Origin of the sequence: Congregibacter brevis, from assembly GCF_045689245.1 — a bacterium.
Lineage (GTDB): Bacteria > Pseudomonadota > Gammaproteobacteria > Pseudomonadales > Halieaceae > Congregibacter > Congregibacter brevis.
On record NZ_CP136865.1, the window covers coordinates 256,255 to 268,379 of the forward strand.

13 protein-coding genes are annotated in these 12,125 nt (G+C 54.8%); 9 read left to right on the plus strand and 4 right to left on the minus strand.

Annotated features, from left to right (window positions below; all coding sequences use genetic code 11):
* The first annotated feature begins 70 nt into the window (after positions 1 to 70).
* Complete coding sequence (locus R0137_RS01090) at positions 71 to 925, plus strand: SDR family oxidoreductase (RefSeq protein ID WP_407327886.1); 855 nt, start codon at positions 71 to 73, stop codon at positions 923 to 925.
* A 30-nt stretch (positions 926 to 955) separates the two neighbouring features.
* Here R0137_RS01090 and R0137_RS01095 read toward each other — a convergent pair whose 3' ends face one another.
* Positions 956 to 1,543: an HD domain-containing protein gene (locus R0137_RS01095; RefSeq protein WP_407327888.1), complete on the minus strand. Its 588-nt coding sequence runs from the start codon at positions 1,541 to 1,543 to the stop codon at positions 956 to 958.
* 185 nt (positions 1,544 to 1,728) lie between these two features.
* Between R0137_RS01095 and R0137_RS01100 the strand changes: the two genes are divergently transcribed.
* From R0137_RS01100 to R0137_RS01110, 3 genes are read left to right on the plus strand one after another with little or no spacing between them, the layout of a single operon-like run.
* A complete protein-coding gene (locus tag R0137_RS01100; RefSeq protein ID WP_407327889.1) occupies positions 1,729 to 2,619 on the plus strand; it encodes a DUF1295 domain-containing protein in 891 nt (296 codons plus the stop codon).
* Between the two features lie 6 nt (positions 2,620 to 2,625).
* Positions 2,626 to 3,546, plus strand: coding sequence for a lysophospholipid acyltransferase family protein (locus R0137_RS01105; protein ID WP_407327890.1), 921 nt, complete (start codon positions 2,626 to 2,628; stop codon positions 3,544 to 3,546).
* The gene (locus R0137_RS01110) at positions 3,543 to 4,205 is read left to right on the plus strand and encodes a DJ-1/PfpI family protein (protein ID WP_407327891.1); all 663 of its coding nucleotides are present in this window, start codon (positions 3,543 to 3,545) and stop codon (positions 4,203 to 4,205) included. The genes R0137_RS01105 and R0137_RS01110 overlap by 4 nt, the downstream gene beginning before the upstream one ends.
* A gap of 15 nt (positions 4,206 to 4,220) precedes the next feature.
* Here R0137_RS01110 and R0137_RS01115 read toward each other — a convergent pair whose 3' ends face one another.
* Both R0137_RS01115 and R0137_RS01120 read right to left on the minus strand, forming a co-directional pair.
* The gene (locus tag R0137_RS01115; RefSeq protein WP_407327892.1) at positions 4,221 to 5,033 is read right to left on the minus strand and encodes a polysaccharide deacetylase family protein; all 813 of its coding nucleotides are present in this window, start codon (positions 5,031 to 5,033) and stop codon (positions 4,221 to 4,223) included.
* Positions 5,030 to 5,941 carry a mitochondrial fission ELM1 family protein gene (locus R0137_RS01120; protein WP_407327893.1) on the minus strand — a complete coding sequence of 304 codons (912 nt, stop codon included), beginning with the start codon at positions 5,939 to 5,941 and terminating at the stop codon, positions 5,030 to 5,032. The genes R0137_RS01115 and R0137_RS01120 overlap by 4 nt, the downstream gene beginning before the upstream one ends.
* Positions 5,942 to 6,010: 69 nt before the next feature.
* Here R0137_RS01120 and R0137_RS01125 point away from each other — a divergent pair, with 69 nt between their 5' ends.
* The gene (locus R0137_RS01125; RefSeq protein ID WP_407327894.1) at positions 6,011 to 6,928 is read left to right on the plus strand and encodes a patatin-like phospholipase family protein; all 918 of its coding nucleotides are present in this window, start codon (positions 6,011 to 6,013) and stop codon (positions 6,926 to 6,928) included.
* Between the two features lie 21 nt (positions 6,929 to 6,949).
* Here the strand turns inward: R0137_RS01125 and R0137_RS01130 are convergent, their stop codons facing one another.
* Positions 6,950 to 7,366, minus strand: coding sequence for a YidB family protein (locus tag R0137_RS01130; protein ID WP_407327895.1), 417 nt, complete (start codon positions 7,364 to 7,366; stop codon positions 6,950 to 6,952).
* Between the two features lie 203 nt (positions 7,367 to 7,569).
* Here R0137_RS01130 and R0137_RS01135 point away from each other — a divergent pair, with 203 nt between their 5' ends.
* The 4 genes from R0137_RS01135 to R0137_RS01150 all read left to right on the plus strand — a co-directional run bounded on the left by R0137_RS01135 (position 7,570) and on the right by R0137_RS01150 (position 12,121).
* On the plus strand, positions 7,570 to 9,393 hold the full coding sequence (locus R0137_RS01135) for an alkyl sulfatase dimerization domain-containing protein (RefSeq protein WP_407327896.1): 1,824 nt from the start codon (positions 7,570 to 7,572) through the stop codon (positions 9,391 to 9,393).
* Positions 9,394 to 9,425: 32 nt separating this feature from the next.
* Positions 9,426 to 10,769, plus strand: coding sequence for an MFS transporter (locus R0137_RS01140; protein ID WP_407327897.1), 1,344 nt, complete (start codon positions 9,426 to 9,428; stop codon positions 10,767 to 10,769).
* Positions 10,770 to 10,831: 62 nt separating this feature from the next.
* Complete coding sequence (gene tam, locus R0137_RS01145; protein WP_407327898.1) at positions 10,832 to 11,632, plus strand: trans-aconitate 2-methyltransferase; 801 nt, start codon at positions 10,832 to 10,834, stop codon at positions 11,630 to 11,632.
* An 84-nt stretch (positions 11,633 to 11,716) separates the two neighbouring features.
* Positions 11,717 to 12,121 carry an acyl-CoA thioesterase gene (locus R0137_RS01150; RefSeq protein ID WP_407327899.1) on the plus strand — a complete coding sequence of 135 codons (405 nt, stop codon included), beginning with the start codon at positions 11,717 to 11,719 and terminating at the stop codon, positions 12,119 to 12,121.
* The last annotated feature ends 4 nt before the right edge of the window (positions 12,122 to 12,125 follow it).

Sequence of the window (12,125 nt, forward strand, 5' to 3'; positions counted from 1 at the left end):
TGCCCGAGCCAGCAAATCCGCACCTTGCGCAGCCACCCAAAATTCATCTAAAAGCTAAGGTCAAAACGTTATGCAAACCGTCGTAATTACCGGAGTCTCTACGGGCATTGGTCATGCCGCAGCTAAGGTCATGATCGCTCGTGGCTACAAAGTCTTCGGATCCGTACGCAAGGAATCGGATGCACAGCGTGTGCAGGCAGAACTCGGTGAAAACTTTACTCCCCTAATTTTCGACGTTGTAGATCCTCAGGGAATCTCTGCTGCGGCAGACTCCGTGCGGGAGGCATTGGGCGGAACAACGCTAGCCGGATTAGTAAACAATGCGGGGATCGCTGTATCGGGTCCACTCTTGGAGGTGCCCGAAAGTGAGTATCGAAAGCAGCTCGAAGTCAATTTAGTCGGGCCGTTTCTGGTGACTCAGGCGTTCGCGCCGCTCCTTGGTGCGGATCAGCAGCTAACGGGGCCGCCCGGACGAATCGTGAATATCAGTTCGGTGGCCGGCCTTCGAGCGATGCCTTTCCTGGGCCCCTATGCCGCCTCGAAGTTTGGACTGGAAGGCTACTCAGAAGCTTTGCGTCGGGAACTCATCATGTTTGGTATTGACGTTATTGTGGTCGGACCCGGCCCAGTAAAAACGGCAATTTGGGACAAGGCCGAAGAGGTGGATATCGAGCAATACGGCGACTCTCCCTATCGCCCGATTCTCGAGCGCTTCCAAAAGGTCTTCATCGGCCAGGGCCGAGATGGCTATCCTGCTGATCGTCTGGGGGAGTTAATCTGTACGGCACTCACCACGCCGAAGCCAAAGGTTCGCTATGCGGCGGTGAAAGGCCGGATGATGGAAAAACTCATGATGAGTGTGGCTTCGCCGAGAATGCTCGACAAGGCGATTGCCAAGATGCTGGGCCTGAACAAGCCGTCATGACATCGGGGAGCAAAGCTCCCCTGTTTAGTCTTACTCCATGGCCGCTTTGTAAAGCGATGCTTTCGGTGCCGCAAAGACACGGCGAACCATTGGCTCAAAGAACTCTAGAGAATAGGTTTCGGCTTCGGGATCAAAGGCCGGGGCGTCGTACTTCTCGATGAATTCCTTGGTGTAATCGTAATGCGGGTGAGACTCAAACTGTTTGTGCTGGTCTCGATCCAAACCAATGTGATGGAAAAAGTAGTAACCCTGGAAGATCGCGTGGTGCTTCACCATCCAGTGATTCTGCTCACTAATGAAGGGCTCAAGATACGTCGCCGCAATATCCGCGTGGTTGAAGGGGCCGAGCGTGTCACCGATATCGTGCAACAGTGCGCAGACTACGTACTCTTCATCCTTGCCATCTTTATGCGCCAAAGTCGCCGTTTGCAGACAATGAGTCAGACGATCCACAGGGAAGCCGCCGCAATCTCCGTCAAGTACTCGCAAGTGCTCCAGCATACGGTCAGGCAACTCAGCCGCCGCGACCTTGGCTTCTTTCATGATGACTTGCCAGTCTTCAGCCGTTCCATCTTTCATGTGATGAAATTTGGCGCGTTCCGGTAATGCAGTGTTCATAGAATCTCCTTATTAGAAGCCGCTCTAAACTCAAGCGGCGATAATACAATCAAAAGGCCGAGGGCAACTCTGTAGCTGGAACGGCTGCGGCCACTGATCAGAACATTATTATAGTGCAAGCGTGGGCAAAGACCTGAATCTAAAGCATGCGATAGACTACAGCCTTCAAATTCGGAACCATTCTCATGACAGAGACAGACAAACGACCTCCTGCGGGCAAATCTATCATCGGAATAGCTATCGCAGTGGCTATTGCCGCCGGCATGGCTATTGCGGGCAGCTATGAGGGGCACGAACTTACCGGTATGCCCGTTTTCGCTCTGATTGCTGCTCTGGCCTTTGCGATCCAGTGGCTGGTCTTTATTCCCGCATACATCAGTCAATCCGAACGCTACTACGACTTCACTGGGTCCGTGACCTACGTCACTGTCGTGGCCTGCGCAGTGACCGTCAACAATGACCCCCGCTCTCAGCTGTTGGCAGCGCTGGTCGCTGTTTGGGCGCTACGATTGGGTAGCTTTTTATTCCTGCGAATTCGTGACGCGGGCTCCGACCGCCGCTTTGACCGCATCAAGCCCTTTTTCTTTCGGTTCATGATGACCTGGACTCTGCAGGGATTGTGGGTGCTTATGACTGCTGCTGCGGCCCTCGCTGCGATGACATCCACGCAAACACCTAAGCTCGGAGTTTTTGGGATGCTTGGTCTGGCCGTCTGGCTCACGGGCTTTGCTATTGAAGTCACGGCGGACCGCCAGAAACGCGATTTTCGACGCGATCCCGATAATGCTGATCGATTTATCCAGCAGGGTCTATGGGCCTGGTCGCGTCACCCCAACTACTTCGGCGAGATATTACTGTGGTGCGGAATCGCCATCATTGCGTTCCCTGCGCTTCAAGGCTGGCAGTATGCAACCTTGATATCGCCCGTGTTCGTCTATCTGCTGCTGACAAAGATAAGTGGCATACCTATGCTGGATGCGCACGCCGTCAAGAAGTGGGGTCATGAGGAGGAGTATCAGGCCTATCGAAAGGCGACACCGGTTCTGTTCCCCCGTCCACCCAAGGCGCGTGCATAATAGGAAATGAAGTTGTTCCTTGGCCTGCTGGCTGCCCTACCCCTAAGCCTAGCTTATGCATTGGCGGCAATTTTCTATGTGCTGCTCTACCACGTGGTTCGTTATCGGCGTAGTACCGTCGACGAGAATCTACGCTCGGCATTCCCGCAAAAAAGCGAAGCTGAACGCGCTGCGATAGCCCGTGCCTCCTACCGCCATCTTTGCAATTTGTTTATGGAGATCCTCTGCTCCACGCGGATGACGCAGAGTGACATGGCGCAGCGCATGAGTTTTCCGAACCTCGAGGTGCTCGCTGATGCGACAGATGGCTTTGAAAAACAGGCCATCGTGCTTTTGATTCATCAGGGGAATTGGGAGTGGATGCTTCACGCAGCGATGGAAAAGATGAAGGTATCTGTCGACCCGGTTTACAAGACCTTGCACAGTCCCTTCTGGAATCAATACATGCTCGATGCGCGCTCCCGCTTTGGCGCATCACCCATGCCCATCGATCGAGTTGGTCGCGAGGTAATTCGGGGACGCAAACGAAAACGTCTCATTGCTATGCTTGCCGATCAAGCCGGACCCAGAGCTTCGGGCTACTGGCGGAACTTTCTGAATCGACCCGCAAGCTTTTATCGCGGCGCAGACAAACTGGCGCAAACCCTAAGTATTCCCGTCGTGTTTGCGAAATGCCGTCGCACGGAGACCGGACACTATGAAGTCCTGTTTGAGGAAATCAGTTTGCCACCGCATGATGCGGACCCCGAGCTGATACTTGCCCGTTATGTTGTGGCTGCCGAAGCAGCTATTGCAGATCAACCGGAGACCTATCTCTGGACCAACAGACGCTGGAAAAAGACACCACCGGACTCGTTTTTTGAAAACCAATCACAAGAACCCGCAAACGATGCGTCAGTCGCGGGGACACAGGAGAGACATTCATGAACACCCAACCCTTACAGCTCGGTGCGGTCCTCTACCCCGGTTTTGAAATGCTTGATTACTTCGGCCCCTTGGAACTTTTCTCTGTGGTCGGCTCTTCTCTGGTCAACATCAATACCGTCGCACAAGAGAGTGGCCCCGTGGCTGCAGCGATTGGCTCAGAAGGCGCACTCGGACCCAAGGTTATCGCCGATTACGGCTTCGACGACGCACCCGCCTTTGATATTTTGCTGGTGCCTGGCGGTAGCGGCACGCTTACGGAACTTGAGAACCCGGCGATGCTCGACTTTCTGCGAGCGCAGTCCGAGACGGCCCAATGGGTAAGCTCTGTATGCACAGGGTCTGCGCTCCTCGCCAAGGCTGGCCTCCTTGACGGGCTTCGGGCGACGTCCAACAAGCAGGTTTTCGCTATCGCAACTATGCAGTCCGATAAAGTGGAATGGGTCGAGGCAGCGCGCTGGGTCGAGGACGGCAAGTACTTCACGTCTTCGGGCGTTTCAGCAGGTATGGATATGAGTCTGGCAATGATCGAAAAGCTTTTCGGTAGTGAAGCTGCGGAGATGGCCGCCAGCTACACCGAATACACCTGGCATCGCGACGCGGACAGCGACCCTTTTGCGGACGAGCTCAACGTCCTCGCGAAACAGTTAGGCATGGTCTAAGACCTCTGGCTACTTTTATGCGCCGCGAAAACCCGTGCGCATACGCAGTCGAAAAGCCAACATCGAATCCTTGCCGCTGACCTTTATACGCGGCAACTCAAGGGCTTCGCCTCTAGTGTCCTGCGCGATACCCTCTTCCGTTGTCACGGCTGTGGTAAACCCGGCTGCTCTAGCGGCAATGACATCGTCGGGCCCATAAATCCCGAAGGGATAAGCAAAGCTTTTAACAGGTACTGCAAAGCGCTCAGCAAGAGTTTGTCGTGCCTCAGCAATCTCCACATCTCTTTGCTCAGATTCCAAGGTAGCCAAATTCGCGTGAGTGCGGGTATGGCCTCCGATTTCCCAGCGCCCACTCTCGATCATCTGCTCCAGCTGAGTATCGGACAACTTCGATTCACGCATGAGTTCGCCACTATCGTGGTGTGCCTTCTTACTCGTAGACCAATCGCGGTCAAAACGATCCTCCACCACGTACAGCGTTGCCCTGGCATCATAGCGTTCGAGTAGGGGGTCGGCGTTCAGCAGATTGTCTTCATAACCATCGTCGAAGGTCAGGATCACAGTTTTGACCGGCAGATTTTCGGGATGCTCCAGATCCGACATCAAGGCGAAATGCCACCCTTGTTCTTGCAGCCATCGAAGCTGTTCTTCGAAGCGCGCCGGGGACACCCTGAGCTTGTTAAATTTAGCGCCAGCCCGAGGCTCGCAAACCATGTGGTACATCAAGATCCGCGGACGGCGGTAATCCACCGCTGGACGCCACCAGGCAAAACGATGGCTGAAAACCATCACGATGAGTCCGACTAAAACCGCAGCCACAATAGTCATAGCCATCCTTGTTCAAGAATTCGCCGGGCGCATCGATCCGCCTCAGCGAAAGGCTCCACTGGAGTCGTCGGTAACGCGCCCTCCGTAAAAGCTTCGAACGAGATTAGTCTCTGCTGCTCCAGCAGTCCGTCGATAGAACGCGCGACGCGGCTGCCGTCCACTGCAGGAAGGTCGAGTACACCGACTGCGCAGCCGGCAGTCAAAGCCTCATACACCATGGAAGCACTATCCGGACTCACCCAACATTCCTTGGCCTTCGGCAGCTCATTCGCAAGCCAAGTGCTCGGCAGCGAGCTTGAGTCGTGCACCGTGAGCCCCGAAACATCAAGATTGGACAGCGCAGTCATAAGTGATGTCGGGGTTCGTCGTGATCCGCTCAGCTGCCATTGCCGTCGACCGTCGCAGAGCGCTTTTACCTGCTGGACTACAGCCGCATCATCCCAGCTGTAGTGTGGCGAAGGTCCACCAACAAGAATGAGTCCACTCTCCGTGCGAATACCCGAGGGATGCATTCGATTCAGAGGCCCCTCGCTAATCCAGCAACGGGGAGCCTCCCGGCCACCGTCGTGGCGGGGCTCTATGCGTAGGTCAAAAAATGCTCCGGGCAGACTGGGCCGCATAAGAACTATCGCGGGACAAGAATAAGCTCGACGCAGTGCGAGAAGACTCAGGTGTGTCGCATGTCCCGCGGCAATCAACAAATCGACATCGGGCTCGCGTTTTTTGGGCCGTAGGAATTCAACGAAAACCTGGCTGCGAGGCATCGCGGGGATTTCCTGCACACGTAGGTTTGGGCGCAAACGCTGCAAGGCATCAGCAAGCCCCAGGCTTTGATTCAAGTGCCCAGGTTTACCGTCGCTCAAAATGCCAATAGTTTGCGGTGCCTGTGCACCCGCTACTGTGCCCACGTGTTGATCTCTTCCCCCATGAAGAACTGAGAGTATAGTAATGCGGTGCAAAGCCAAGGTGTATCGACAATGGCAAATGCTATCGAAGACCAAAACAACGGCAATCAAGATTTAGATGATCGCCGCGATAAGAGTAACGGCCAAGAGCAGATCGTGCCCGTTCTTGCCGGCGGTGGAGCCCGCCTGCCTGCGCACATTGGTATTCTCGCGGCTCTTGAGGAACTGCAGATCGGCTTTAATCAGGTTGTGGGCGTGTCGGGTGGCAGCATCGTTGCGGCTCTCCTAGCGGGCGGTTATGACCTGACCGCGATCAGGAAAATCTCCGATGACACCGACTTCTCTCAATTCCTGGGACAGAACCTCATATCCCTGCTGAGAACCGGGGGTCTATCCAGCGGCAATCGCTTCGAGAGTTGGATGGATGAGAAGATGCAGGGCCAGTGCTTTGGTGATCTGGAGATGGACCTGAGCGTCGTAGCTACTGACGTCCGCTCAGGCAAACCCGTGATTTTCAATACGGCCACTACGCCGCAAATGGCAGTATCCGAAGCGGTGCGCTACTCAATGTCCGTGCCCCTGCTTTTCAGCTTTAAGACGCTGGGTGATCAAGTCATGGCTGACGGCAGCATCCTCTCGGAAGAGGCGCTGCGCAGGGACTGGTCAGGCTTCGGGACGCCCGTCGTGGTGTTCAAGCTACGAGGCACCGGCGCGCTGAAGTTAAACAGCCGGAAACCCATCATTCCGCTGCGAAACTATCTCGCAATGCTGATACACACCTTTATGACCACCTTGTCCCACGAGTACATCAACGAGGCCTTTTGGCTGTCCACTATTGTGGTCGACACTGGTGATGTGTCACCAGTAGCTTTCACCTTGGGGCCAGAACTCAAAGCCGAACTCTATGAAGCCGGCTATCGCAGTACTTTAGACTTTCTACCGCCCAAACTGGCTCAAAGCGATTCGCTTAGCGCTGCGGCTAAAGCCTAAAACGATAGTCACCCGTTTTGTTTAGCTAAACAGCGATTTGGCCGCGCCTAGAAGCCCATCTGCGCCCCCCGCCATATCGAGAAGGCTGCCACCGCTGCTGGACTTGTCCATCAACTGCGGCAGTACATCCGCCAAACCGCTACCAGCTGTCTCCGCGTCCGTACCCAGTTTGCCAGCGAATTCCGCCAGCTTATCGCTGCCAAAAATAGAGCTGAGGCTATCCGCCGAAATCGGAGAGTTTTCTCCATCGCCAAGCCATGAACCCACAATTGCGCCAAGATCGCCACTACTCGCCATTTTGCTTGCAATACCGGCAAAGTCGATCTGACCGTCCGCATTTGAGAGTAAGCCACTCAGCGCTGACGACACCGTGCTGGGATCCAGATCCATACCAAGCTTGTCCGAAAGGAGCGAAGCTCCCATTTCCATAATATCCATAAGGTATCTCCAACTGGTATCGTTTACTCTAATGAGTAAGAAAGTATAGCTCGCGTTCGTAACTTTCGCGCGACAAACTTTACGGTGATCGCTTACTTAAGTAGCTTTCTCAAAACTCAATAAAACTAATAATTTCATGCGCAAAGCGCCGGGCGCGGCAAGGCTTGAAGCCCCAGATCTAGCGCCCATGAAGGAAATCGCTGATGAAACCCAACTCTCCACTAATCCTCGGCCTTATGGCTGTACCCGCGATTCTTGCTGGCTGCGCTGGCGACGAAAGTCCTGTGGATAGCGCAGCTACTGTGAGTGAGGGTGAGAACCCCTACGTCGTCCCTTTTAGCTCGCCGGACTACCTCAAGGAGCACGCCCGCTACCTTGAAGAAGAGCTATTCCAAATAGGCGACACGCCAGTATGGGACTACAACACTCCCAATCGTGGCTTCGGGAACGTCATCATGATCGAGGGTGATGACGGCCTAGTGATCATCGACACAACCACTGCGAACGAGCACGCTGCGGTCGCGGAGCGGGCCTTTCGGGAAATCTCCAACAAGCCAGTGAAGGCGGTGATCTACACCCATCACCATGCTGATCACATCAGTGGCGCCGGTGCTTTTATCAATCGAACGGATGCTGAGTCGGGCGCAGTCAAAGTCATAGCATCCGAGAATTTTCTGCGGGAGCTCGAAGACGAGAATCAGGTAACAGCTCCGATTATGGGAGTGCGCGCACTCTACATGTACGGACAGCTACTGGATCCCGTCACTGATGGCCGCGATTACCATATCTCCTGTTGCGGCTACACGCTCGGAAGTGAACTGGGCACTTATATTCCTCCCAACCATTTCATCGATGGCAACGAAGAACTCACTATTGCTGGCATTCGCATGGAGCTGTTTCAAACGGGCGGCGAATCTGCCAGTCACTTGGCCATCTGGTTACCGGATTATCAGGTCATGCTGACGGGCGACGAGATTCAGGGTCCCAACTACCCGAACCTTCACTCTCTTCGCGGCACCAAGCCAAGGGACGCTATCAAGTGGGTAACCGCCATCGATCGCATGCGCGCTTATGACGCTAAACATTTGGTACCGAGCCACGGACAGCCTATGGAAGGGCAAGCCGAAATACAGGACATGCTCACGGTGTATCGAGACGCCATTCAGTACACGCACGACCAGTCTCTGCGCCTGATCAACAAAGGCTATACCCCGGACGATCTTGCCAATGCCATTAGCCTGCCCGAGTCCATGGATCGAGACCCTTGGACACGGGAAATGTACGGCACTGTTAAACACAATGTTCGCGAGTTTTATGTGGCCTACATCAGCTGGTGGAACGGTGACCCGGCCGAGCTCGATCCACTTCCTAGACTCGAAAAAGCGCAACGACTCGTAGAGCTCATGGGAGGACGTGATCGGGTGTTTGCCGAAGCAGAGGCGGCTTTTAACGCAGAGGACGACCAATGGGCCGCGGAACTTAGCGCTTATCTGGTGCGTATCGACCGCGAAGACATGCAGGCTCGCTATCTCAAAGCCGCTGCTCTCCGTCGCATTGGGTACGCGACCGCCAACACAAACTGGCGCGGTTTCTATCTAACCTCCGCGCGCGAGCTCGAAGGCTCCGTAGTCCCTCGAGAAGTACTGCTAGGCATGCAAAAACAACGATTCAATCCATCGCAACTAGCAACAGAACAGCTCCTGAGTCTTTTGCGTTTCAGAGTTGATGCGGAGGCCGCAGAGGGCAAAACTATAAGCGTCGCCTATGAGCTTACCGACACGGAAGAGGCCTATACCTTGAGTCTGCGCAATAGCATTCTGGATATTCAACCCACACTTGCCGAAGATGCCGATGTCACATTGCGATTGAATCGAGCTCTGCTGGATCAACTATTCCTTGGAGACATCAGTTATGCGGACGCCATTAGCGAAGAGCTTCTGGAGGTCGAGGGCTCGAAACTTAAACTCCGCAGCTTTGGCCTGGCCTTTGATCGAGATCCCGGGCACCCCTATTTGAGCCTGCGTTAACGTCCAATTCTGCGCGGGCACGTATAACTCGCATGGAAAACACAAACGCACAGAGTGCCGAGTCCGGACAGATACCCAGCCTTGCGGTACTTATCGCCTATGGTTCACTGGCGTTCCCCCTGGCCGGGGCGTTCATCGCCTTACAGGTTATTGTTCCAACCTACTACGCGCAATCGCTGGGACTCAGCCTCTCTGCTATCGGCGGCATTCTCCTCGCTGCCAGACTCTGGGATTTATTCACCGACCCTGTCGTTGGCTATTTATCGGACAAAACTCCGGCTGCCTGGGGTCGCCGCAAAGCTTGGGTGGTCGCCAGTGCACCTCTGATAGCAGCCTCCGTTTGGGTGCTCTTTAACCCGCCAGAGAACGCCGGAAACACTTTTCTATTACTCGCGACCCTGGGGATCTATGTCGCGGGCACTATGAGTATTGTGCCCATGAACGCCTGGGGTGCCGAGATCAGTGAGTCCTACCATCAGCGCAGTCGCATCTCTGGTGCGAGGGTGATTTTTGGCCTCTCGGGGACGCTCGTCGCACTGCTTTTAGTGGACAACAGTAACAACGAAACCCTGACAGAGTCTTTGTTTTCGATCACGGTTCTTACCCTAGTGGGGCTCGCAATTTCTACGCCCCTCGCGGCGGTAGTCGTGCCAGATCGGTCGGTTGTCGACACGCAGAAGAGCTCCCTGCGAGAGGCCATGAAGCTCCTCTCGCGTCCTTCACCCTTCCGCCGCCTGCTGCTCGCCTTTTTGCTTAACGGTCTCGGCAACGCGATTCCTGCAACCCTCTTCCTGCTCTACGTTACGCACGTTCTGGAAGAACCCGCGGTCGCCGGGCCTATGCTCTTCGGCTACTTCGTCTGCAGCGCGGTATCAGTGCCCATTTGGGTGGCGCTCTCCAAGCGCTGGGGAAAACATCGCAGCTGGTGTATTGCCGTGATTGGCTCCTGTGTGTTTTTCTCCGTTGCGCCATTTCTGGGAAGTGGCGACGTCGTTCCCTACGCCGTTATTGTAGTAGGAACTGGTCTGATGATTGGGGCCGACTTAGCCCTACCGTCAGCCATCAATGGAGACCTCATTGAGTGGGATGCTCTGGAAAACAATCGGCGCAGGCCAGGCCTCTTCTTTGCGCTTTGGGGTACCGCCTCGAAACTTGCCTATGCACTAGCCGTTGGCCTGATGTTCCCGGCGCTCGAGTTTGCCGGCTTCGACGCGACAATTACCAATGCTGCAGACGATGTACGGCTGCTTGCAGTGCTCTACGCAGGTCCGAGCTTGGTATTCAAAATCGCCGCGATAGTGATGATGTGGCGCTTTCCTATCGATGAAACAGAGCACCAGCGAATACGCGCCGCACTTGATGCTCGGGGCATCTGAATGCAGTCTGTAGTTTTAATGCTATCTCACTACTAGTCCATTACTAATTCATCACTAAGCGAGTGGCCCGCCCCATCAACGACTGGAACGCACGACAATACGACGATTTTGCCGAGCAGCGACAACAGGCTGCAATAGACCTTGTGGCCGCGATCCCGCCCCTGCGGGGCACAACGGAACCTGCAAAGATCACCGATTTGGGCTGTGGATCAGGTCTTTCCACATGCCTATTGACTGAACGGTGGCCCGACGCTGCAGTGACGGGCATCGACAAATCGCCCGATATGCTGGCACGGGCAGCAGAGCGTGTTCCCCAAGCCAAGTTTCAACAAGACGACATAGCAAACTTTAAAGCCACCCAGCCTCAGGAGCTTATCTTTGCCAATGCAAGTCTGCACTGGCTCCCGGACCATCGAAAGTTGTTCACGCATCTCGCTCAACAGCTCTCGTTCGGCGGGATTTTGGCTGTACAAATGCCAAACACGCTATCCGAGCCGAGCCATCAACTAATGTCCGAGCTTGCCCTTCGGCCGGCCTTCGCTGAGCACCTGAGTAATCTGAAGTCGGATCGTGAAGACTTACTCACTCCCATGGATTACTACGATGCACTCGCGCCGGTGTGTGATGAGATTAAACTGTGGGAGACGCATTACCACCATGTCCTCGATGGCTCAAAAGACATTCTTCGCTGGTTTGCCAGTACTGGCTTGAAGCCATACCTCGACATGCTTCCCGAGGGTGAGCGGCCGGATTTCGAAAAGCAGTATATTGATGCGATCGCTCTACACTACCCGTCGACGAGCGATGGAAAAGTGCTTCTTCGCCTGCCACGTTTCTTTGTCATTGCTCGCCGCCGCGCATGATTGTCATACTGTAAAGGCAATAAACACTGCGGCTTCGAATCGTCGCGCTCCTTAGCAGACCTAAAACTTGGAAATCATCACACCATGAGCACCTCTTATCAGGAAACGCTTCGGGTTCGCTTTCGCGATACCGATTCACAGGGCCATATGTTCTTCGCCAACTACCTTGTCTTCGCCGACGAGGTCGCGGGTAACTACATGCGTGAGCTTGGTTTTGACTGGAGCAACCCGGGAGGTCTTCCCTGCTATGTGTTCACGGCCAACGTGAGCTGCGACTACTTGCACGAGTGTTTGTCGGGTGATGAGGTTGAAGTGAGCATCGCTTACGAGCGCATCGGAAACACCAGCGCGACGCTGGGCTTCTCCATGCGCAGACTCAGTGACAATGTAAAGCTTGCGAAAGGCAGCTTCGCTCAGGTGTTTGTTGATCGAGAGACGCGCAAACCGACCCCGGTACCGGACTCAGTTCGCGCTGCATTCCCTGGCTGACTAA